Source organism: Escherichia sp. KTE172 (genome assembly GCF_000408845.1).
Lineage (GTDB): Bacteria > Pseudomonadota > Gammaproteobacteria > Enterobacterales > Enterobacteriaceae > Escherichia > Escherichia coli.
On record NZ_KE137316.1, the window covers coordinates 2648043 to 2668964 of the forward strand.

Annotated in this window: 24 protein-coding genes; 14 read left to right on the top strand and 10 right to left on the bottom strand. The window is 51.9% G+C overall.

Going from position 1 to position 20922, the window contains the following annotated elements:
* Window positions 1-12 precede the first annotated feature (12 nt).
* Window positions 13-1122, bottom strand: a complete 1110-nt coding sequence (gene livK, locus G434_RS11190; RefSeq protein WP_001301528.1) for a high-affinity branched-chain amino acid ABC transporter substrate-binding protein LivK — start codon at window positions 1120-1122, stop codon at window positions 13-15.
* Between the two features lie 423 nt (window positions 1123-1545).
* On the opposite strand from livK, the gene panM reads away from it, so the two are divergent.
* A complete protein-coding gene (gene panM / locus G434_RS11185; RefSeq protein ID WP_000778800.1) occupies window positions 1546-1929 on the top strand; it encodes an aspartate 1-decarboxylase autocleavage activator PanM in 384 nt (127 codons plus the stop codon).
* 199 nt (window positions 1930-2128) lie between these two features.
* Here the strand turns inward: panM and livJ are convergent, their stop codons facing one another.
* The 5 genes from livJ to ftsY form a co-directional block, all read right to left on the bottom strand.
* Complete coding sequence (gene livJ / locus G434_RS11180; RefSeq protein ID WP_001021986.1) at window positions 2129-3232, bottom strand: branched chain amino acid ABC transporter substrate-binding protein LivJ; 1104 nt, start codon at window positions 3230-3232, stop codon at window positions 2129-2131.
* A gap of 271 nt (window positions 3233-3503) precedes the next feature.
* Complete coding sequence (rpoH, locus tag G434_RS11175; RefSeq protein ID WP_000130217.1) at window positions 3504-4358, bottom strand: RNA polymerase sigma factor RpoH; 855 nt, start codon at window positions 4356-4358, stop codon at window positions 3504-3506.
* A 244-nt stretch (window positions 4359-4602) separates the two neighbouring features.
* Complete coding sequence (ftsX, locus tag G434_RS11170; protein WP_001042003.1) at window positions 4603-5661, bottom strand: permease-like cell division protein FtsX; 1059 nt, start codon at window positions 5659-5661, stop codon at window positions 4603-4605.
* Window positions 5654-6322, bottom strand: a complete 669-nt coding sequence (gene ftsE, locus G434_RS11165; RefSeq protein ID WP_000617723.1) for a cell division ATP-binding protein FtsE — start codon at window positions 6320-6322, stop codon at window positions 5654-5656. Before ftsE ends, ftsX begins: the two co-directional genes overlap by 8 nt.
* 2 nt (window positions 6323-6324) lie before the next feature.
* Window positions 6325-7821 carry a signal recognition particle-docking protein FtsY gene (ftsY, locus tag G434_RS11160; RefSeq protein ID WP_001040619.1) on the bottom strand — a complete coding sequence of 499 codons (1497 nt, stop codon included), beginning with the start codon at window positions 7819-7821 and terminating at the stop codon, window positions 6325-6327.
* 149 nt (window positions 7822-7970) lie between these two features.
* Here ftsY and rsmD point away from each other — a divergent pair, with 149 nt between their 5' ends.
* The gene (gene rsmD / locus G434_RS11155; protein ID WP_000743195.1) at window positions 7971-8567 is read left to right on the top strand and encodes a 16S rRNA (guanine(966)-N(2))-methyltransferase; all 597 of its coding nucleotides are present in this window, start codon (window positions 7971-7973) and stop codon (window positions 8565-8567) included.
* Window positions 8557-8826 carry a DUF1145 family protein gene (locus tag G434_RS11150; protein ID WP_001295207.1) on the top strand — a complete coding sequence of 90 codons (270 nt, stop codon included), beginning with the start codon at window positions 8557-8559 and terminating at the stop codon, window positions 8824-8826. Before rsmD ends, G434_RS11150 begins: the two co-directional genes overlap by 11 nt.
* A 2-nt stretch (window positions 8827-8828) precedes the next feature.
* Here G434_RS11150 and G434_RS11145 read toward each other — a convergent pair whose 3' ends face one another.
* Window positions 8829-9188 carry a DUF2500 domain-containing protein gene (locus G434_RS11145; protein WP_000042883.1) on the bottom strand — a complete coding sequence of 120 codons (360 nt, stop codon included), beginning with the start codon at window positions 9186-9188 and terminating at the stop codon, window positions 8829-8831.
* A gap of 140 nt (window positions 9189-9328) precedes the next feature.
* Here G434_RS11145 and G434_RS11140 point away from each other — a divergent pair, with 140 nt between their 5' ends.
* Window positions 9329-9955 carry a lysoplasmalogenase gene (locus G434_RS11140; RefSeq protein ID WP_000964718.1) on the top strand — a complete coding sequence of 209 codons (627 nt, stop codon included), beginning with the start codon at window positions 9329-9331 and terminating at the stop codon, window positions 9953-9955.
* 73 nt (window positions 9956-10028) lie between these two features.
* On the top strand, window positions 10029-12227 hold the full coding sequence (gene zntA, locus G434_RS11135) for a Zn(II)/Cd(II)/Pb(II) translocating P-type ATPase ZntA (protein ID WP_000106497.1): 2199 nt from the start codon (window positions 10029-10031) through the stop codon (window positions 12225-12227).
* Window positions 12228-12259: 32 nt separating this feature from the next.
* On the opposite strand, the gene G434_RS11130 is transcribed toward zntA, so the two are convergent.
* The gene (locus tag G434_RS11130) at window positions 12260-12568 is read right to left on the bottom strand and encodes a hypothetical protein (RefSeq protein WP_000385056.1); all 309 of its coding nucleotides are present in this window, start codon (window positions 12566-12568) and stop codon (window positions 12260-12262) included.
* Window positions 12569-12782: 214 nt separating this feature from the next.
* On the bottom strand, window positions 12783-13028 hold the full coding sequence (tusA, locus tag G434_RS11125) for a sulfurtransferase TusA (protein WP_000130620.1): 246 nt from the start codon (window positions 13026-13028) through the stop codon (window positions 12783-12785).
* 220 nt (window positions 13029-13248) lie between these two features.
* Between tusA and G434_RS11120 the strand changes: the two genes are divergently transcribed.
* Window positions 13249-13914, top strand: coding sequence for a 7-cyano-7-deazaguanine/7-aminomethyl-7-deazaguanine transporter (locus G434_RS11120; RefSeq protein WP_001100467.1), 666 nt, complete (start codon window positions 13249-13251; stop codon window positions 13912-13914).
* 72 nt (window positions 13915-13986) lie between these two features.
* The gene (dcrB, locus tag G434_RS11115) at window positions 13987-14544 is read left to right on the top strand and encodes a phage sensitivity protein DcrB (RefSeq protein WP_001245295.1); all 558 of its coding nucleotides are present in this window, start codon (window positions 13987-13989) and stop codon (window positions 14542-14544) included.
* 3 nt (window positions 14545-14547) lie between these two features.
* Here dcrB and G434_RS11110 read toward each other — a convergent pair whose 3' ends face one another.
* Window positions 14548-15798, bottom strand: a complete 1251-nt coding sequence (locus G434_RS11110; protein ID WP_001322923.1) for an MFS transporter — start codon at window positions 15796-15798, stop codon at window positions 14548-14550.
* A gap of 98 nt (window positions 15799-15896) precedes the next feature.
* Here G434_RS11110 and G434_RS11105 point away from each other — a divergent pair, with 98 nt between their 5' ends.
* The 7 genes from G434_RS11105 (at window position 15897) to G434_RS11075 (ending at window position 20918) form a co-directional block, all read left to right on the top strand.
* Entirely contained in the window at window positions 15897-16946 is a 1050-nt protein-coding gene (locus tag G434_RS11105; protein WP_000449758.1) for an AI-2E family transporter, read from the top strand.
* A 391-nt stretch (window positions 16947-17337) separates the two neighbouring features.
* Entirely contained in the window at window positions 17338-17715 is a 378-nt protein-coding gene (locus tag G434_RS11100) for a hypothetical protein (protein ID WP_001306335.1), read from the top strand.
* Window positions 17716-17783: 68 nt separating this feature from the next.
* Window positions 17784-18842, top strand: coding sequence for a methyltransferase (locus G434_RS11095; RefSeq protein ID WP_000273198.1), 1059 nt, complete (start codon window positions 17784-17786; stop codon window positions 18840-18842).
* A gap of 40 nt (window positions 18843-18882) precedes the next feature.
* The gene (locus G434_RS11090) at window positions 18883-19605 is read left to right on the top strand and encodes a beta-ketoacyl synthase chain length factor (protein ID WP_001306336.1); all 723 of its coding nucleotides are present in this window, start codon (window positions 18883-18885) and stop codon (window positions 19603-19605) included.
* Entirely contained in the window at window positions 19602-20423 is an 822-nt protein-coding gene (locus G434_RS11085) for a lysophospholipid acyltransferase family protein (protein WP_001309817.1), read from the top strand. The genes G434_RS11090 and G434_RS11085 overlap by 4 nt, the downstream gene beginning before the upstream one ends.
* The gene (locus tag G434_RS11080) at window positions 20398-20655 is read left to right on the top strand and encodes a phosphopantetheine-binding protein (protein ID WP_001148686.1); all 258 of its coding nucleotides are present in this window, start codon (window positions 20398-20400) and stop codon (window positions 20653-20655) included. Before G434_RS11085 ends, G434_RS11080 begins: the two co-directional genes overlap by 26 nt.
* A gap of 11 nt (window positions 20656-20666) precedes the next feature.
* On the top strand, window positions 20667-20918 hold the full coding sequence (locus G434_RS11075) for an acyl carrier protein (protein WP_000139646.1): 252 nt from the start codon (window positions 20667-20669) through the stop codon (window positions 20916-20918).
* Window positions 20919-20922 lie beyond the last annotated feature (4 nt).

Sequence of the window (20922 nt, forward strand, 5' to 3'; positions counted from 1 at the left end):
GCGGTGGGATGATCACTTGGCTGCCGTGGATGAACCGTCGGCGTGCCACTGGAAGACACCAAAATCAAATCCCTTAAGATCGCCTTTTTCATCCCAGTTCAGCGGCCCAATCACGGTGTTCGCACCGTTAGCTTTTAAATCTTTCACCAGTGCCAGCGGCTCATCGCTGCCGGTACGCTCAAGGGCAGTCGCCAGAGATTGCACCGCCGCGTAAGTGATCCAGACATAAGGCCCGGACGGATCTTTCTTGTCTGCTTTCAACGCATCAACAATGCCCTGGTTTGCCGGATCCTGGTCATAGCGTTTTGGCATAGTGACCAACATGCCTTCGGCAGCATCGCCAGCAATATTCGACAACGACGCATTACCCACACCTTCCGGCCCCATAAACTGAGTTTTCAGGCCAACGGAACGGGCCTGGCGCAGCATCTGCCCCATTTCCGGGTAGTAACCGCCGTAGTAAACGAAGTCGATGTTTTCTTTTTTCAGGCGGGCGATCAGCGCGGAGAAATCTTTCTCCCCGGCGGTAATACCGTCGAAGAAAACGACGTTGGCATTGGCTGCTTTCAATCCGTCCTGCACCGAACGCGCCAGCCCTTCACCATACTGTTGTTTGTCGTGAATGATCGCGATGCGCTGGGGCTTCACCGTCTCAAGAATGTATTTTGCCGCCGTTGGCCCCTGGGAAGAGTCCAGCCCGGCAGTGCGCATGATGTGTTGATAACCGCGTTGGGTCAGCTCCGGGTTGGTCGCTCCCGGCGAGATCATCAGAATACCTTCGTCTTCGTAGATATCTGAAGCAGGCTGGGTAGAGGAGGAACACAGATGGCCGATGACGTATTTAATGCCGTCGTTAACGATTTTGTTGGCGACCGCAACGGCTTGTTTCGGATCGCAGGCGTCGTCATATTCCACGCCCACCAGCTTATCGCCCTTAATTCCCCCTTTGGCATTAATGTCTTTAATGGCCTGACGCGCGCCGTTAAATTCCATATCGCCCCACTGAGCAATCGGACCGGACATCGCGCCGACAACGGCAACTTTAATATCGTCGGCTAAAGCGGTGTGTGAAATTGCCAGTGCAATCATCCCTGCGATGATAGTTTTCGCATTCCGTTTCATAGTCAAAAATCCCCACTCGTAATGTTGTGTTGCTTTGTTTTTATGTGTTAACAAATCAGGCTGTTCTTTTTTTATACTGCGCTGTTTTTACCTGTCTGATTAAGGGTTTAGCGCAGTATTTTGTGATAATAGCGATTAAAATCCCTATTTTTCAGTCGATTAAGAACAGATAATATTCTGAATTAATTGATAGATAAACAGAAAAAAGCACCGTTGTCAGCATAAAATAACGGAACAAAGGGCAGAATAATTCACTACCATTCAGGGGATTATGCTGGACATTTTTCATTCTCTAATGTTTTAACTTTGTAATTATTGCTGAAAAAAAATTAATCACCTGCCAAAAGAAATAAAAAAGAGAAAGCCTCCGATTAAATTATTTCGCTACACTGGTTCCTCTTTTGTGATTTACACGGGTTACCCATGAAGCTGACCATCATTCGATTAGAAAACTTTAGCGACCAGGACCGGATTGACCTGCAAAAGATCTGGCCGGAGTATTCCCCTTCCTCTTTACAGGTTGACGATAACCACCGTATCTACGCCGCGCGTTTTAACGAGCGCCTCCTAGCGGCCGTGCGGGTAACCTTAAGCGGCACCGAGGGGGCACTGGATTCTCTACGTGTGCGGGAAGTCACCCGCCGTCGCGGTGTGGGGCAATATCTGCTGGAAGAGGTTTTGCGTACCAATCCTGGCGTTTTAGGCTGGTGGATGGCGGATGCTGGCGTGGAAGATCGCGGTGTGATGACAGCGTTTATGCAGGCTCTGGGATTTACGGCACAACAGGGCGGCTGGGAGAAGCGTTAATCGTCAAGTTTGATTTCAAAAGTGACGACCAACGAGAAATTGCCTGATGCGCTACGCTTATCAGGCCTACAATGTGTGCTGCAATTTACTGATTTCTTTGGATCTTGTAGGCCGGATAAGGCGTATACGCCGCATCCGGCATGAAGCAACGTACTCGATATTAGCAATTTGGCGGCAACTCCAAGTTGCCGATTAATGATTACTTCGCATCGGTCGCCGTGCCGTTGGCGTGCCAGTCAAATACGCCGAACTCAAAGCCTTTCAGATCGCCTTTCTCATCCCAGGTCAGCGGCCCCATCACCGTATCCACGGAGTTCGCTTTCAGGTATTTGGCGATTTCAGCCGGATCGTCAGACTGATTCAGACCCGCCTGCAAAGATTGCAGCGCGGCGTAGGTGGTCCAGACGAACGCGCCGCTTGGGTCCTGTTTCTTCGCTTTGATCGCGTCAACAATTGGTTTGTTCGCCGGAACCTGATCGTAGTTCTTCGGCTTGGTCACCAGCAGCCCTTCCGCTGATTCGCCCGCAATGTTAGACAGCGAGACGTTAGCCACGCCTTCCGGCCCCATAAACTGAGTTTTCAGCCCCGCCGCGCGTGCCTGACGCAGGATTTGCCCCATTTCCGGGTGATAACCGCCGTAGTAAACGAAGTCGATATTCTCTTTTTTCAGACGCGCCACCAGCGTAGAGAAATCTTTTTCCCCGGCGGTGATGCCATCAAAGAACACCACGTTAGCATTGCCTTTCTTCAGGCCGTCCTGCACCGCACGCGCCAGACCTTCGCCGTATTGCTGTTTGTCGTGGACGATAGCAATACGCTGCGGTTTCACTTTATCAAGAATATATTTCGCCGCCGTCGGCCCCTGGTCGGAGTCCAGGCCGGTAGTGCGCAGGATCAGCTGATAGCCACGAGCGGTCAGCTCTGGCGCGGTTGCCGCTGGGGTGATCATTAAAATGCCTTCATCTTCATAGATGTCTGACGCTGGCTGCGTTGATGAAGAACAGAGGTGACCAATCACATATTTAATGCCGTCGTTAACGACTTTGTTCGCCACCGCAACCGCCTGTTTCGGGTCACAGGCATCGTCATATTTCACGATTTGCAGTTTGTTGCCTTTGATACCACCTTTAGCATTGATATCCGCAACCGCCTGCTCAGCACCAGTAAACTCCTGGTCACCGTACTGGGCCACCGGACCGGACATTGCGCCCACGACCGCGACTTTAATATCTTCTGCCAGAGCCATATTGCTGAATGCCAGCGCGATACATCCTGCCAGTAACGCTTTACCCTTTATATTCATCCTGAGAATCCCCATTCTTCTGGTTATTACGTGTGTTGTGATGTTGTTGTTCAGCACTTTATTTCGTTTTATGCATGACTACCCGTGCTTTAGCAGCATACTCTGCTAAAACATACCCGATTTTTATGATATTGGAATAGCTATTTTGACAGTTTATTAACAATCTGCGTGGGGATTGGCGTTTTGCCGGAGGGGGAAACTGATTATTGCAGAGGCCCAAAAAACAAAAACCCCGGATTCTCATCCAGGGTTCTCTGCTTAATAGCGGAAATTACGCTTCAATGGCAGCACGCAATTTTTTCATCGCGTTCTTTTCCAGCTGGCGCACACGCTCAGCGGAAACACCGTAACGGTCAGCCAGTTCCTGCAACGTGGACTTGTTGTCTTCGTCCAGCCAGCGCGCGCGGATGATATCCTGGCTACGCTCGTCCAGACCTTGCATCGCGTCGGTCAGACGGTTTGCCGCCTGCTCTTCCCAGTTATCATCTTCAATGCCGTCAGCAAAGTTAGATGATTTATCCTGCAGATAGAGCACCGGAGCCATCGGCTGGCTGTCGGAATCGTCGTCGGAAGACAGGTCAAAGGTCATGTCCTGTGCCGCCATACGCGACTCCATCTCACGTACGTCTTTGCTGGTTACGCCCAGTTCACGGGCCACCATTTCAACTTCATCCTGGTTAAACCAGCCCAGACGCTGCTTGGTTTTACGCAGGTTGAAGAACAGTTTGCGCTGCGCTTTGGTGGTCGCAACTTTGACGATACGCCAGTTACGCAGAACGTATTCGTGGATCTCTGCTTTGATCCAGTGGACGGCGAAGGAGACCAGGCGCACACCCACTTCCGGGTTAAAACGGCGCACTGCTTTCATCAGGCCGATGTTACCTTCCTGAATCAAATCCGCCTGTGGCAGGCCATAGCCCGCATAATTACGAGCAATATGAACAACAAACCGCAGGTGAGACAGGATCAGCGTTTTAGCTGCTTCCAGATCGCCATGGTAATGCAGCTTTTCAGCCAGCGCCCGCTCCTCGTCAGCCGACAACATCGGCCACGCGTTAGCTGCCCGGATGTAGGAATCCAGGTTGCCAACTGGGGCTAAAGCTAAACTTTGCATTTTGTCAGTCATTCAAATCCTCTCAATCGATATCTTCTGGCGCTTCAGTGGTAGCAACAACTGTGCCAGAGCTTAAGAGCAACGAGGTTATCATTCACTGTTTTATCAGACCGTGATTTTATCCACAAGTTCAATGCAAGCTTGTGAATAAATTACGCACAAAATGTGACATAGAGATGAAATACCGGGAAGAGACAACGGGGTCTCTTTCCCTGCTACGGAACCCATTGCAGGGAAAGAGTATAACACGCTTTTATTATTCAGGCGTAAAGTGGCGTAAATGTTGTACCGTGGCAAGCCACGCTGCCACCCAGCCAATCATCGAGCATACCAGCAGCAACAGCAGGCATTCATCGAACGATAAGCCATTGATATCAAACTTCGTTCCGAAAACCTGTGCCACTTCTGCAACCGCCGATGACAAACGCAGTACCAGAATTTCTGACAAAATTAATGACAGCAATGCGCCAGAAAATCCCAGCAATGCGCCTCCGTACAGGAACGGGCGCAGGATGAAACCATCCGTCGCACCAATCAGTTTTTGTACGTTAATGGAGTCACGGCGAGCAAAGATGCTCAGACGCACACTGTTGCCGATGACGAGGAACACTGCTGCCACCATCAACACGCCGATCATCGCGGAAACGCGCCCGACCAGCCCGGTTAACGCCGCCAGACGGGCAAACCAGCTGTCATCCATCCGCACTTCGTCAATGCCGTTGATCTGGGTGATACGATCACGCAGCGTATTCAGTGATTCCGTCCCCTGAAAATCGAGTTTCGGGATCACCACCGCCACTGCCGGAAGCGGGTTTTCTTCCAGCATATCCAGCGCACCACCAAAACCAGACCAGTTACGGAACTCGCCCAGCGCGTCTTCACGAGAAAGATAGTTCACTTTCTCCACGCCCTGCTCGGCCTGTAGCTGCGCCACCACGCCTGCTGCGGCATCATCGTCCAGCGTTTTTTGGAGATAAACGGTGATTTGCGGTGACGGATAATACTGCGTCGCCGCCTGGTTAACGTTTTTGTAAACCATATAGCAGACGCTGGGCAGCGTCAGGGAGATGGCGATAACCATCACCGTTAAAAACGTGGCGAACGGTTTGCTTTTCAGATCCTGCAATGCGCCGTGGAAGGCATAGCGCACCTGTTCGTTGAAAACGTTGGTTTTGCGATTTACCGGTTTTGGCGAGGATTTCGCGCGTTTCGGCGCGTTACGACCGCCGTCGCCAGAGCCACCGACCGATTTACGGAAGCGATCCAGACGCCCGCCAAACTGCCGAATATGATTGATTGCATCGCGCTTATTCATGGCCCACGCCTCCATGCAAGTGACCATCGCTCAGGGTGAGCATGCGATAGGAACGCCGCGAGATCAGGTTGATGTCGTGCGTTGCCATCAATACGGTTACCCCAACGCGGTTAAACTCTTCAAACAGACGTAGAATCCCTTCCGACAACGCGTCGTCCAGGTTACCAGTTGGTTCGTCCGCCAGCAGTACCGCGGGCTTGTTCACCACCGCGCGGGCAATGCCAACACGTTGTTGTTCACCGCCGGAAAGCTGAATAGGAAAGTTCTTCGCTTTGTCCAGTAGCCCGACTTTATCCAGTGCCGCCGACACCCGGCGACGAATATCGTCACCGCTGGCACCGGCGATAATCAGCGGGATCGCCACGTTATCGTAGACAGTACGGTCCATCAGTAGATGGTGATCCTGGAAAATCATGCCAATCTGGCGGCGCAGAAACGGAACTTCACGGTTTTTCAGACGCGTGATGTCATGGCCGCTAAACCAGATTTTCCCGGCGCTGGGCCGCTCAATCCCACAGATCAGCTTCAGGAGGGTACTTTTCCCTGCGCCGGAATGACCGGTCAGAAACGCCATCTCACCCGGCTGCATATGGAACGTAACGCCCTGCAGCGCCTGTCTCCCACCGAGATAAGCCTTGCTGACATGTTCAAAGCGAATCATTGTTAATCCTCTCGGGCAAAAAGTGCCTCTATAAAGTCGTCCGCCTTAAACGGACGCAAATCCTCAATACGTTCGCCGACACCAATGTAGCGGATAGGGATACCAAACTGGTCAGCCACCGAGAAAATTACCCCGCCTTTCGCCGTGCCGTCCAGTTTCGTTAGCGTGATGCCGGTTAAGCCAACGGCTTCGTGAAACAGTTTGGCCTGGCTTACCGCGTTCTGCCCGGTGCTGGCATCAATAGTCAGCATAACCTCATGCGGCGCTTCAACGTCGAGTTTCTTCATCACGCGGACGATTTTCTTCAACTCTTCCATCAGGTGCGATTTGTTCTGCAGGCGTCCGGCGGTATCGGCAATCAGGACGTCGATATTACGCGCTTTAGCGGCCTGAATGGCGTCGAAGATAACAGAGGCGGAATCCGCACCGGTATGCTGGGCAATCACCGGAATATTGTTGCGCTGACCCCAGACCTGAAGCTGTTCAACCGCTGCCGCACGGAAAGTATCGCCCGCCGCCAGCATCACCGATTTACCCTGCTGCTCAAACTGACGCGCCAGCTTACCAATCGTCGTGGTTTTACCCACACCGTTGACGCCTACCATCAGGATCACGAACGGCGTTTTACCTTCAACATTCAGCGGCTCATCGACTTTCGCCAGAATCTCGCCCATCTCTTCTTTCAGCAGGCCATAGAGCGCCTCGGCATCACGAAGCTGCTTGCGGGATGCGCCTTCCGTCAGATTGGTGATAATTTTACGTGTGGTTTCCACGCCCACATCGGCGATCAACAGCTGCTCTTCCAGCTCTTCAAACAGATCATCGTCGATTTTTTTACCGCGGAACAGGCTGATAAATCCGGAACCGAGGTTTTCTTTGGTTTTTAACAGGCTGCGTTTCAGGCGCGCGAAGAAACCTTCTTTGGTCGGTTTTTCCTGCTCCTGAGCGATTTCTTCCACCGGCTGCTCTTCTTCTGCCGGAGGAACCACCATCACCGCCTCTTCTGCCGCTTCGGCAGCCAGCGCCTGTGCTTCCAGCTCTTCGTCGGTGATTTCTTCTTTAGCCGCTTCTTCTTCCGCCGCTTCGACAATCTCTACGGTTTCCGCTTCGGCCTGCCACTCTTCTGGCGAAACCTCTTCGGCGTTGACGTCTTCCGGCAACGGCAGCTCTTCACGCTCGATAACCACTGGCTCCGGCGTTTCTTCTACGACCGGTTCCGGCTGTGCAACGACTTCCGCTTCAGGCTGCGCTTTTTCACTTTCAGCAACCTGTTCAGTGACTTCCACAACGTCGGCAGCAAAAGTTTCCGCCTCGGCTTCAGTATGCGCCTGCGGCTGCTCTTCAACGGCTTGTTCAGAAGCCTTCGCAGGCTCTTGCGCCGGAACGATTTCTTCTACAACCGGTTGTTCATTCTGAACTTCTGTCTCTTTTTCCGGGGTCTGCTCTTTTTGACCAAAGCCCAGCCAGGAAAAAAAGCCACGTTTTTTTTCTTTCGCCATTTGCGACTACACTCCTCGCTGTTGCTTCATGGCACAGCGTTAACGCTATGTACATAGCAGCTAAAAAAATGATGAAATAGTCTATCACTTAACTTAATTCACATCACCGCCTGCAAGTATGTGTTATCTGGCGGATTGAGCAATTTATCATGAAAAAACCGAATCATTCCGGCAGCGGCCAGATCCGCATTATTGGCGGGCAGTGGCGAGGCCGTAAACTCCCGGTTCCTGATAGCCCAGGTCTGCGCCCCACCACAGACCGCGTACGCGAAACGTTGTTTAACTGGCTGGCTCCGGTCATTGTTGACGCCCAATGTCTGGATTGCTTCGCCGGGAGCGGCGCGCTGGGGCTGGAAGCGTTATCGCGCTACGCTGCGGGGGCCACATTGATTGAAATGGATCGCGCGGTTTCTCAGCAGTTAATTAAGAATCTGGCGACACTAAAAGCAGGCAATGCACGCGTGGTGAACAGCAACGCGATGTCATTCCTGGCGCAAAAAGGCACACCGCATAATATCGTGTTTGTCGATCCACCGTTCCGCCGTGGCTTGTTAGAAGAGACGATAAATTTACTGGAAGATAACGGCTGGCTGGCTGACGAAGCCCTGATTTATGTCGAAAGCGAAGTCGAAAACGGTCTGCCCACTGTTCCGGCAAACTGGTCATTACATCGGGAAAAAGTGGCGGGTCAGGTGGCTTATCGGCTGTATCAACGCGAAGCACAAGGAGAAAGTGATGTTGATTAATATTGGACGTTTGTTAATGCTCTGCGTTTGGGGATTTTTAATCCTCAACCTGGTGCATCCCTTCCCGCGTCCGCTGAATATTTTCGTTAACGTGGCGCTGATTTTTACCGTGCTGATGCATGGTATGCAACTGGCGCTATTGAAATCCACTTTACCGAAAGATGGCCCGCAGATGACCACCGCCGAAAAGGTGCGGATTTTCCTTTTCGGCGTGTTTGAACTGCTGGTCTGGCAGAAGAAATTTAAAGTTAAAAAATAACCTTATTGTTCGCCAACAAAGCTGACAAAGCGCGTTCCTTTATAGCTCAGCGTACCTTTATCGCCCATTGTCAGGGCGTGGTACTGCTGGGCGTCGAGGCGAAACGTCTGCTCCATTCCTCCGCTTTGCGGTTTGAAGCTTGCCTCATAGCGCATACTGGTGCCTGCCGGAGTCACTTCCTGCTGGCGCGAACGGCGATCGTTAATCGGTTTTTCCCGCTTGTTGCTCACCACCACCAGCTTTTGCTGGAGCGGTGCCATATCATTATCAGCTTTTTCCCGTCGTTGTTGCATAAAACGAAACGATGCGGCGACGATGATTAAGCCAATGATAACAATAAAGAAAAGAGGTGGTTTGCTCATCTTTATCCCTCATCGGAAAATGCGGAATTAAGCATACCCTGCCAGTTATGGTGTTGTCATCCGTCCACCCTCGCCACTAAACTGGAAGCAAGACCGTAGGCATTCCGCTTACGAAAAAATAACGAATTCAAGGAACTAAGATGCTTTGGTCGTTTATCGCTGTCTGTCTTTCCGCATGGCTATCTGTGGATGCATCGTATCGTGGGCCAACCTGGCAACGCTGGGTGTTTAAACCGTTAACCCTTCTTCTCCTGCTGTTACTGGCCTGGCAAGCGCCAATGTTCGACGCCATTAGCTATCTGGTGCTGGCGGGGCTGTGCGCCTCACTGCTGGGCGATGCGCTAACCCTGTTGCCACGTCAACGTCTGATGTACGCCATCGGCGCGTTTTTCCTCTCGCACCTGCTGTACACCATCTATTTCGCCAGTCAGATGACGCTCTCTTTCTTCTGGCCTCTGCCACTGGTGTTGCTGGTTCTGGGCGCGCTGTTACTGGCGATTATCTGGACGCGTCTGGAAGAGTATCGTTGGCCTATCTGCACGTTTATCGGCATGACGCTGGTGATGGTGTGGCTGGCAGGTGAACTGTGGTTCTTCCGTCCGACCGCTCCGGCGCTCTCTGCGTTTGTCGGCGCTTCGTTGCTGTTTATCAGTAACTTTGTCTGGCTGGGTAGTCACTATCGCCGACGCTTCCGTGCGGACAACGCTATTGCTGCGGCCTGCTACTTTGCCGGTCATTTCCTCATCGTTCGCTCGCTGTATCTCTGATAAAACTTGACTCTGGAGTCGACTCCAGAGTGTATCCTTCGGTTAATGAGAAAAAACTTAACCGGAGGATGCCATGTCGACTCCTGACAATCACGGCAAGAAAGCCCCTCACTTTGCTGCGTTCAAACCGCTAACCACGGCACAGAACGCCAACGACTGTTGCTGCGACGGCGCATGTTCCAGCACGCCAACGCTCTCTGAAAACGTCTCCGGCACCCGCTATAGCTGGAAAGTCAGCGGCATGGACTGCGCCGCCTGTGCGCGCAAGGTAGAAAATGCCGTGCGCCAGCTTGCAGGCGTGAATCAGGTGCAGGTGTTGTTCGCCACCGAAAAACTGGTGGTCGATGCCGACAATGACATCCGTGCCCAGGTTGAATCTGCGGTGCAAAAAGCGGGCTATTCCCTGCGCGATGAACAGGCCGCCGACGAACCGCAAGCATCACGCCTGAAAGAGAATTTGCCGCTGATTACGCTTATCGTGATGATGGCGGTAAGTTGGGGACTGGAGCAGTTTAATCATCCGTTCGGGCAACTGGCGTTTATCGCGACCACGCTGGTTGGACTGTACCCGATTGCTCGTCAGGCATTACGGCTGATCAAATCCGGCAGCTACTTCGCTATTGAAACCTTAATGAGCGTAGCCGCTATTGGTGCGCTGTTTATTGGCGCAACGGCTGAAGCTGCGATGGTGTTGCTGCTGTTTTTGATTGGTGAACGACTGGAAGGCTGGGCCGCCAGCCGCGCGCGTCAGGGCGTTAGCGCGTTAATGGCACTGAAACCAGAAACCGCCACGCGCCTGCGTAACGGTGAGCGTGAAGAGGTGGCGATTAACAGCCTGCGCCCTGGCGATGTGATTGAAGTTGCCGCAGGCGGGCGTTTGCCTGCCGACGGTAAACTGCTCTCACCGTTTGCCAGTTTTGATGAAAGCGCCCTGACCGGCGAATCCATTCCGGTGGAGCGCGCGACGGGTGATAAAGTTCCTGCAGGAGCCACCAGCGTAGACCGTCTGGTAACGCTGGAAGTGCTGTCAGAACCGGGTGCCAGCGCCATTGACCGGATTCTGAAACTGATCGAAGAAGCCGAAGAGCGTCGCGCACCCATTGAGCGGTTTATCGACCGTTTCAGCCGTATCTACACGCCCGCGATTATGGCCGTCGCCCTGCTGGTAACGCTGGTGCCGCCGCTGCTGTTTGCGGCCAGCTGGCAAGAGTGGATTTATAAAGGGCTGACGCTGCTGCTGATTGGTTGCCCGTGTGCGTTAGTTATCTCAACGCCTGCGGCGATAACCTCCGGGCTGGCAGCAGCAGCGCGTCGTGGGGCGTTGATTAAAGGCGGTGCGGCGCTGGAACAACTAGGTCGTGTTACCCAGGTGGCGTTTGATAAAACCGGTACGCTGACCGTCGGTAAACCGCGCGTTACCGCGATTCATCCGGCAACGGGTATTAGTGAATCTGAACTGCTGACACTGGCAGCGGCGGTCGAGCAAGGCGCGACGCATCCACTGGCGCAAGCCATCGTACGCGAAGCACAGGTTGCTGAACTCGCCATTCCCGCCGCCGAATCACAGCGGGCGCTGGTCGGGTCTGGCATTGAAGCGCAGGTTAACGGTGAGCGCGTGTTGATATGCGCTGCCGGAAAACATCCGGCTGTTGCATTTGCTGGTTTGATTAATGAACTGGAAAGCGCCGGGCAAACGGTAGTGCTGGTAGTGCGTAACGATGACGTGCTTGGCGTAATTGCATTGCAGGATACCCTGCGCGCCGATGCTGCAACTGCCATCAGTGAACTGAACGCGCTGGGCGTCAAAGGGGTGATCCTCACCGGCGATAATCCACGCGCAGCGGCGGCAATTGCCGGGGAACTGGGGCTGGAGTTTAAAGCGGGCCTGTTGCCGGAAGATAAAGTCAAAGCGGTGACCGAGCTGAATCAACATGCGCCGCTGGCGATGGTCGGTGACGGTATTAACGACGCGCCAGCGATGAAAGCCGCCACCATTGGGATTGCAATGGGCAGTGGCACAGACGTGGCGCTGGAAACCGCCGATGCAGCATTAACCCATAACCACCTGCGCGGCCTGGTGCAAATGATTGAACTGGCACGCGCCACTCACGCCAATATCCGCCAGAACATCACCATTGCGCTGGGGCTGAAAGGGATCTTCCTCGTCACCACGCTGTTAGGGATGACCGGACTATGGCTGGCGGTGCTGGCAGATACGGGTGCGACGGTGCTGGTGACAGCGAATGCGTTAAGGCTGTTGCGCAGGAAGTAAAAGTGTTGCCTGATAGCCTCTGGCTATCAGGCTTAGTGCTGAGGCGGGAACGGCGGCATAGTCAGGAAAGCATAATAAAGCGCTAACATCAGAATGACAGAGACAACACAGCATGCAGCAACCAGGCGGGATGCTATAGATGGCCTTTTGAACATCAACCACAGGGCATAAGCAAGCCCGACACCGTTAAGTAAAGGTAAAAAAATCATTAGCCAGAGCCAACCCCAGGCAAGTACCCCCAGCCATCCCCCCACGACGATAAAAACAGGGATCAGCCAATTGGGGGTGAAGATCGCGAGTAATCCCAGCAATGCCAGACAAACTGGAATTAAATAATCCATTTGTGCATTCCATTACACTTGCTTGCCGGATGCGGCGTAAACGCCTTATCCAGCCTACACAGGGCATCGAACTCGTAGCCATGATAAAACGCGACAGCGTCGCATCAGGCATTGCGCACCGTATCGCCAGATGCAGCTTGAACGTTTTATCCGTCCTACAAACCGGTTGCAAGCCGCAAAATTGAGCGCGATCGGTCCGCTAGCCTGATCCACCTTACCCCGATTTGCGAATCAAATAACGATAAGGCAGTTCATCCGTCTCTTTAGCAACCAGCTCATGTTCCATAAAGGTACAAAACCCAGGAATATCGCGGGTCGTCGCCGGATCGTCAGCAATAATCAGCAACGTTTCACCTGGCTGCATATTGCGCACAGTTTTGCGCACCATCATTACTGGTTCCGGGCAGCGCAGGCCAAGCGCGTCGAGTGTGTGGTCAGGGCTGGAAAAGAGATCGGTCATTTTCTTCTCATCACATAAAAAAACGGCGCTAGTTTACGCCCTGTGAGTCCGTAAGCAAACCAGGTTAACGATTGCGTGAAAATTAACCATTGCATTGTCAACGTAAAGCAGTATCATGCGGCGGCTCGAAAAAAGGGTCAGCACGTTATTATGTTAAGGTAACAGACGTGTCGTACGTATTGGGTTCCCTCACCCCAATGGTTAATCAAAAAGGTACAATATGAACGTTTTCTCGCAAACTCAACGCTATAAGGCGTTGTTCTGGTTATCGTTATTTCATCTTTTGGTGATCACCTCCAGTAACTATCTGGTTCAGCTTCCCGTCTCCATTTTTGGTTTCCATACCACCTGGGGCGCGTTTAGCTTTCCGTTTATTTTCCTTGCTACCGACCTGACCGTGCGTATTTTTGGCGCACCGCTGGCCCGTCGTATCATCTTTGCGGTGATGATCCCGGCGTTACTGATCTCCTACGTCATCTCGTCGCTGTTCTATATGGGTTCCTGGCAGGGATTCGGCGCGCTCGCCCACTTCAACCTGTTTGTCGCCCGTATCGCCACCGCCAGTTTCATGGCCTACGCGCTGGGGCAAATCCTCGACGTGCACGTTTTTAACCGCCTGCGTCAGAGTCGCCGCTGGTGGCTGGCACCGACGGCTTCCACACTGTTCGGTAACGTCAGCGACACGCTGGCCTTTTTCTTCATTGCCTTCTGGCGTAGCCCGGATGCCTTTATGGCTGAACACTGGATGGAAATCGCGCTGGTCGATTACTGTTTCAAAGTGTTAATCAGTATCGTTTTCTTCCTACCAATGTATGGCGTATTACTCAATATGCTGTTGAAAAGACTGGCAGATAAATCCGAAATCAACGCTTTGCAGGCGAGTTAAAGGTTCGTTATCAGAGTTGTGATAAGATGGATGAATGAGCCGTTATGGCCGTTTATCGAAAGGAAGAAGTCAATGCGCAATCTGGTTAAATATGTCGGAATTGGCCTGCTGGTTATGGGGCTTGCGGCCTGTGATGATAAAGACACTAACGCTACGGCGCAGGGTTCGGTCGCGGAAAGTAACGCTACCGGGAATCCCGTCAACCTGCTTGATGGCAAGTTAAGTTTCTCGCTGCCAGCGGATATGACCGACCAGAGCGGTAAGCTGGGAACGCAGGCTAATAACATGCATGTCTGGTCCGACGCCACCGGGCAAAAAGCAGTCATCGTCATCATGGGCGATGATCCGAAAGAAGATCTGGCGGTGCTGGCGAAGCGCCTGGAAGATCAGCAACGTAGCCGCGATCCGCAGCTGCAAGTGGTAACCAATAAAGCCATTGAGCTGAAAGGTCACAAAATGCAGCAGTTAGACAGCATTATCTCCGCGAAAGGCCAGACGGCGTACTCTTCCGTTATTCTGGGTAACGTGGGTAATCAACTGCTGACCATGCAAATTACGCTGCCAGCTGACGATCAGCAAAAAGCACAGACCACCGCAGAAAACATCATTAATACGCTGGTTATTCAGTAAGTTTTAAGATGATGAGATGGCCTCAGGAACTTCCACCGGAGGCCGTTTTTTTAATCGCCACGTCAGTAATAACGCGATTGCGACCAGTCCCGCCGCCGCCAGATAAATCACCGGGACGCCCGCCCAGCTCATCACCAGCCCAGCCAGTGGTCCGGTCACGCCAAGCGATAAATCCATAAATACGGTGTAAGTTGCCAGCGCCGCCCCCTGATTTTGCTGCGGAACCGCTTTTACCGCCACTACGCCCAATGCCGGGAACACCAGTGAAAACCCGGCCCCCGCCAGCAAGACGCCGATTTTCGCCATCCACGGCATAGTCGCCACGCCAACCAGTAGCAGGCCGATTATCTCAACGCTAAAGCAAATCATCGCTACGTTTAAGCCGCCGATACGGTTAATGCCGTTAGGGAATAACAAACGCGTACCGACAAACGCACAGCTAAACAGCGTCAGCGCGAAAGCCGCACCGTCCCAACCTTTAGCGTCATAAAACAGCGTGATAAAGGTGGCAATAACGCCAAATCCGGCGGAAGCCAGTGCCAGCGCCATACCGTACAGCCAGACGCGCCCAAGCACCGCGCGAAACGGCAGCGGTTTGCCTTTACTGGCTTTTACCGTCGGACGCGGGATCGCCAACAAAATGGCCACCAGCGCCACGCCCATAATGATTAACGCTAACGCCTGCAAGCCGCCCCAGTGATAAAACACGACACCTAACGGCGCACCCATCGCCATCGCCCCGTAAGTGACAATGCCGTTCCACGAAATCACCCGTCCGATATGCAGCGAGCCAACCACGCCAACGCCCCACAGGGTCGATCCCGTTCCGGCAAAACTTTGCCCAATCCCAAGGATGACGCGCCCCAGGCAAAGTAATAACAGGCTGATGACGGGCAGACTGGCGGTTAATCCTGCCGTCAGATACCCCAGACCGCTCAAAAAGCAGCCGCACAAACCGAAGACGACAATCTTTTTGGGCCCCAGCAAATCGGCGTAACGTCCGGCATGAGGACGGCTCAGCAAGGTGGCGAAATATTGCAGGCTGATAACCAATCCTGCCCAGAAAGCGCTAAAGCCCATCACATCATGGACATAGCCCGGTAATACAGCGAGCGGTAACCCGATGGTGAGGTAGCTGGCGAAGTTAAACATGACTATAGAGACAATGCGCAAATTCAGGCGCAATCCGTTTAGCGCGGGTTCGGCTACGGGTTCGGGCATGAGGATCACCACATTTTTACAACAGTGTTTCATTTTTACCACGTGCTGACGTGAAAATCAGCAGTAAGAATCAGAATATTGCTGGCGTGACTCCCGCTACACTTAATACAAAAAGTCACAAGGAAGCCCCAATGGAAACCCCTCAACCCGATAAAACGGGCATGCACATTCTGCTCAAGCTGGCCTCGCTGGTAGTGATCCTCGCGGGCATTCACGCAGCGGCAGATATCATTGTGCAGCTGTTACTGGCGCTGTTTTTTGCCATCGTCCTCAACCCGCTCGTCACCTGGTTTATTCGTCGGGGAGTACAACGCCCCGTTGCCATTACGATTGTGGTGGTGGTGATGCTGATCGCACTAACTGCGCTGGTCGGCGTACTGGCGGCATCGTTTAACGAATTTATCTCTATGCTGCCGAAGTTTAATAAGGAGCTAACGCGCAAACTTTTTAAATTGCAGGAGATGTTGCCTTTTCTTAATTTGCATATGTCACCGGAGCGAATGCTGCAGCGGATGGACTCGGAAAAAGTGGTTACCTTCACCACGGCGCTAATGACCGGGCTTTCCGGGGCAATGGCGAGCGTGCTTTTGCTGGTGATGACCGTAGTTTTCATGCTGTTTGAAGTGCGCCACGTCCCTTACAAAATGCGTTTTGCGTTGAATAATCCACAGATTCACATCGCCGGACTACACCGCGCCTTAAAAGGTGTTTCGCATTATCTGGCGTTAAAGACGCTGCTAAGTTTATGGACAGGCGTAATCGTCTGGCTGGGGCTGGCGCTAATGGGCGTACAGTTTGCGCTGATGTGGGCAGTACTGGCGTTTTTGCTCAACTACGTGCCCAATATCGGCGCGGTAATTTCCGCCGTACCGCCAATGATTCAGGTGCTGCTGTTTAATGGCGTTTACGAATGTATTCTGGTCGGCGCATTGTTTTTAGTGGTCCATATGGTCATCGGCAATATTTTAGAACCACGGATGATGGGCCATCGCCTGGGGATGTCCACCATGGTGGTATTTCTTTCATTGTTAATTTGGGGATGGCTGCTCGGCCCGGTAGGGATGCTACTTTCGGTACCATTAACCAGCGTGTGTAAAATCTGGATGGAAACCACCAAAGGCGGTAGCAAACTGGCGATTTTACTGGGACCGGGCAGACCGAAAAGTCGATTACCGGGTTAATAGCACCTCCTGAGCAGGCAATGGCCACCGTTTATCTAACAGTGGCCATTTGATTTGAGGAAATGAAGAAACATTATTCAGACAATTAATTTATAAAAACCATTCCTTAAGTCAAATATATATAAACGCCGAATAGCGATTAAATCCTTCTCAAAGAATGCACTGATAACATTGTGTTATTTTTATTGCCTCATTTTTCTCACTCACTTATAGTTGGTCCCCGCTGGCAGTAATTTAGTCATTTCAGAAATTTTTACTCTGATGTGCACTTACTGACTTATCTCACAAGTAATTTTTTCGCTAAATAAAGAATAGTGATGCCAGCAATTACAGTTAAATCTTGCTTTACTCGTAAAAACAATACTTTAATGGGGTTCTAATGAGACATTACATGAAATGGTTTGCGGCTATTGCTGTTGTGGGTGCTTTAGCGGGTTGCGCGCGTACTGCGCCAATTGATCAGGTTCACTCAACCGTCAGCGCTGGTCATACCCAGGAACAAGTGAAAAAAGCGATTCTGAAAGCTGGCGTTGAACGCAAATGGATTATGTCCGAAGCCGGACAAGGCGTAATTAAAGCACGTCAACAGTCACGCGATCATTCAGCCGAAATTCGCATTAACTACACGGCATCCAGCTACGATATCAATTATGAAAATAGCCAGAACCTACAAGCGTCAGGCGGACAAATTCATAAAAACTACAATCGCTGGGTCCGCAATCTCGACAAAGATATTCAACTGAATTTGTCAGCGGGCGCAGATTTATAATTCTTCCTAAAGTCGGGCCGCTGCGGTCCGATAATAATTTAATTCCCTCTTAACAGGTTGTGCCCAACATGTACGAACAGGATTCTCTTAGCGCACTGGATGCGATTACCGAAGCTCAACGCATTGCCTTTGCCCCTATGCTTTTTCAAACAGCACTCTGCCTACGTAATGCGGGTGTACTTTCATATCTGGATCGGCAAGGCAAACATGGCGCAACGCTGGCTGATATCACCGAACATAGCCATATCAACGAATATGCGGCCAGCGTTCTGTTAGATATGGGCTTAAGCGGGCGAATTATTACCTGTAAAGAGGGAATGTATTACCTGGCGAAAATCGGTCATTACCTCCTGCATGACACTATGACTCGCGTGAATATGGATTTCACCCAGGATGTCTGTTACCAGGGGCTCTTCTTCCTCGCCGATTCACTCAATGAAGGAAAACCGTCCGGGTTAAAAGTATTTGGCGACTGGTCGACGATATATCCGGCACTTTCACAATTACCAGACGCCGCTCGTGAAAGCTGGTTTGCGTTTGATCATTACTATTCAGATGGCGCATTTAACGCCGCACTGCCTTATGTATTCGCCAACAACCCCACAACATTGTACGATGTAGGCGGCAATACGGGTAAGTGGGCTTTGCGTTGCTGCAAATACAATGAAAACATCGCCGTGACGTTATTAGATCTGCCACAACAAATCGTACTAGCGAAAGAAAATATCGCGAATGCAGGTTTTTCTGATCGCATAGATTTCCATGCGGTGGATATGCTAAGCGATGCCCCATTACCGGGCGAGGCTGATATCTGGTGGATGAGCCAATTTTTAGACTGTTTTTCACCCGAACAAATAATTAGCATACTCAGCAAAATCGCCAGCGTAATGAAGCCTGGCGCAAAAGTTTGCATCATGGAGTTGTTCTGGGATGCGCAGCGGTTTGAAGCAGCATCATTTAGCCTGAACGCGTCCTCACTTTATTTTACCTGCATGGCAAACGGTAACAGCCGTTTCTATAGTGCAGAGAAATTTTACGACTATCTGAATAAAGCAGGATTCCAGGTAGCAGAGCGCCACGATAATTTAGGCGTTGGGCATACACTTTTGATATGCCAAAAGAAATAATCGTCACTTAATAATTTTGGTTTACCGCGGGCGCGCGTTGATGAAATTTACATTAAATATTACCGACTGGCAGGCACTGGCGCCTGGACTTAGCGAAGCGCAGCAATGGCAAGCATGGTCGCGCCAGCCGTGGGCGATTGACCCTGCCGCGCCGTTGGCAAAATTAAGTGAACTGCCAATGATGACCGCCCGCCGCCTTAGTTCAGGCAGCAAACTGGCTGTTGAATGCGGTCTGGCAATGCTACGCCGCCATCAGCCAGACGCCGTTTTGTATACCAGTCGTCATGGCGAACTGGAGCGCAATTACCGCATTGTTCATGCACTGGCAACCGAACAGGCGCTTTCTCCGACCGACTTCGCGCTCTCCGTACACAACTCTTCCGTGGGTAACCTGACCATTGCGGCCAAACAGCCGATAGTTTCGTCATCGCTTTCTGCTGGTCGCGACACTTTCCAGCAAGGTTTGTGTGAAGTGCTTAGCCTGTTACAAGCGGGATACCAGCGCGTGTTGATGGTCGATTTTGACGGTTTTCTGCCCGAGTTTTATCACCCACAACTGCCATCAGAAATGCCGACCTGGCCGTACGCCGTCGCGCTGGTGATTGAATCTGGCGATGACTGGCAATGTGAAACGCAGTCAGCCATTGCGGGCAATGAAACATCACTGCCGCAAAGCATGTTGTTTTTACAGCATTATTTACAAAATGCAGACGCATTTTCACTGCCTGGCGAGCGCGTGCAATGGCGCTGGAGCCGCAGATGAGTAAGCTGATGTCACGTCTGGAGTGGACCTGGCGACTGGTCATGACCGGGTTATGTTTTGCCCTGTTTGGTCTCGGCGGCCTGCTGCTTTCTGTCGTGTGGTTTAACATATTGTTAGTTTTGGTGTGGGATACTTCCCGCCGCCGTCGTTTGGCGCGTCGCAGCATTGCCGCCAGTTTTCGCCTGTTTTTAACTGTCGCGAAAGGGCTTGGCGTGCTGGATTATCGTATTGATGGCGCTGAAATTTTACGTCAGGAACGCGGTTGCCTCGTCGTAGCCAATCATCCCACGCTGATCGATTACGTGCTGCTGGCGTCAGTCATGCCAGAAACTGACTGCCTGGTGAAAAGCGCGCTGTTAAAAAATCCTTTTCTTGGCGGCGTCGTGCGGGCGGCAGATTATTTAATCAACAGCGAAGCTGAAACCCTGTTACCCCGCTGCCAACAGCGACTGGCACAGGGTGACACTATCCTGATTTTCCCCGAAGGCACGCGAACGAAGCCCGGTGAAAAAATGACGCTGCAGCGCGGGGCGGCGAATATTGCCGTGCGCTGTGCCAGCGATTTACGCATCGTGACGATCGGCTGTAGCGAGCATCTGCTGGATAAACAAAGTAAATGGTATGACGTTCCACCTGACCGGCCGTTTTTTACGGTTGAAGTCCATGGTCGGGTTGAAATCAATAAATTTTACGATGCAACTTCACAAGAACCGGCGCTGGCAGCAAGGCAGTTAAACCGGCATCTTTTGCTTCTATTACAACAAGGTTGTTTACCTCTCTCAGGAATAAATAATGCAAGCGCTTTATCTGGAAATTAAAAACCTCATCATCAGCACCCTCAATCTGGACGAGTTGACTCCTGATGATATCGAGACCGATGCGCCGCTGTTCGGCGACGGTTTAGGACTGGATTCCATCGATGCCCTGGAACTGGGACTGGCAGTAAAAAATGAGTACGGCGTGGTGCTCTCAGCCGAAAGCGAAGAGATGCGTCAGCACTTTTTCTCCGTCGCCACTCTGGCCTCTTTCATTGCTGCGCAACGCGCCTGAGGAAAGCCATCATGACAGAACAACAAACCGTCTATCAGGAAGTCTCAGCCCTGCTGGTTAAGCTGTTTGAAATCGATCCGCAGGACATCAAACCTGAAGCGCGCCTGTACGAAGATCTGGAACTGGACAGCATCGACGCCGTTGACATGATTGTGCACCTGCAAAAGAAAACCGGTAAGAAAATCAAGCCGGAAGAGTTTAAAGCAGTGCGCACAGTTCAGGATGTCGTAGAGGCTGTAGAACGCCTGCTACAAGAAGCCTGATCTG

Coding starts and splice junctions, on each gene's coding strand:
- G434_RS11110 (WP_001322923.1), bottom strand. CDS start 15,798: ATGAAACACTGTTGTAAAAATGTGGTGATCCTCATGCCCGAACCCGTA.
- livK (WP_001301528.1), bottom strand. CDS start 1,122: ATGAAACGGAATGCGAAAACTATCATCGCAGGGATGATTGCACTGGCA.
- G434_RS11150 (WP_001295207.1), top strand. CDS start 8,557: ATGTTGATTAATATTGGACGTTTGTTAATGCTCTGCGTTTGGGGATTT.
- rsmD (WP_000743195.1), top strand. CDS start 7,971: ATGAAAAAACCGAATCATTCCGGCAGCGGCCAGATCCGCATTATTGGC.
- dcrB (WP_001245295.1), top strand. CDS start 13,987: ATGCGCAATCTGGTTAAATATGTCGGAATTGGCCTGCTGGTTATGGGG.
- panM (WP_000778800.1), top strand. CDS start 1,546: ATGAAGCTGACCATCATTCGATTAGAAAACTTTAGCGACCAGGACCGG.
- G434_RS11080 (WP_001148686.1), top strand. CDS start 20,398: ATGCAAGCGCTTTATCTGGAAATTAAAAACCTCATCATCAGCACCCTC.
- G434_RS11075 (WP_000139646.1), top strand. CDS start 20,667: ATGACAGAACAACAAACCGTCTATCAGGAAGTCTCAGCCCTGCTGGTT.
- G434_RS11090 (WP_001306336.1), top strand. CDS start 18,883: ATGAAATTTACATTAAATATTACCGACTGGCAGGCACTGGCGCCTGGA.
- G434_RS11120 (WP_001100467.1), top strand. CDS start 13,249: ATGAACGTTTTCTCGCAAACTCAACGCTATAAGGCGTTGTTCTGGTTA.
- rpoH (WP_000130217.1), bottom strand. CDS start 4,358: ATGACTGACAAAATGCAAAGTTTAGCTTTAGCCCCAGTTGGCAACCTG.
- G434_RS11095 (WP_000273198.1), top strand. CDS start 17,784: ATGTACGAACAGGATTCTCTTAGCGCACTGGATGCGATTACCGAAGCT.
- G434_RS11100 (WP_001306335.1), top strand. CDS start 17,338: ATGAAATGGTTTGCGGCTATTGCTGTTGTGGGTGCTTTAGCGGGTTGC.
- G434_RS11145 (WP_000042883.1), bottom strand. CDS start 9,188: ATGAGCAAACCACCTCTTTTCTTTATTGTTATCATTGGCTTAATCATC.
- ftsX (WP_001042003.1), bottom strand. CDS start 5,661: ATGAATAAGCGCGATGCAATCAATCATATTCGGCAGTTTGGCGGGCGT.
- ftsY (WP_001040619.1), bottom strand. CDS start 7,821: ATGGCGAAAGAAAAAAAACGTGGCTTTTTTTCCTGGCTGGGCTTTGGT.
- livJ (WP_001021986.1), bottom strand. CDS start 3,232: ATGAATATAAAGGGTAAAGCGTTACTGGCAGGATGTATCGCGCTGGCA.
- G434_RS11085 (WP_001309817.1), top strand. CDS start 19,602: ATGAGTAAGCTGATGTCACGTCTGGAGTGGACCTGGCGACTGGTCATG.
- G434_RS11105 (WP_000449758.1), top strand. CDS start 15,897: ATGGAAACCCCTCAACCCGATAAAACGGGCATGCACATTCTGCTCAAG.
- ftsE (WP_000617723.1), bottom strand. CDS start 6,322: ATGATTCGCTTTGAACATGTCAGCAAGGCTTATCTCGGTGGGAGACAG.
- tusA (WP_000130620.1), bottom strand. CDS start 13,028: ATGACCGATCTCTTTTCCAGCCCTGACCACACACTCGACGCGCTTGGC.
- zntA (WP_000106497.1), top strand. CDS start 10,029: ATGTCGACTCCTGACAATCACGGCAAGAAAGCCCCTCACTTTGCTGCG.
- G434_RS11130 (WP_000385056.1), bottom strand. CDS start 12,568: ATGGATTATTTAATTCCAGTTTGTCTGGCATTGCTGGGATTACTCGCG.
- G434_RS11140 (WP_000964718.1), top strand. CDS start 9,329: ATGCTTTGGTCGTTTATCGCTGTCTGTCTTTCCGCATGGCTATCTGTG.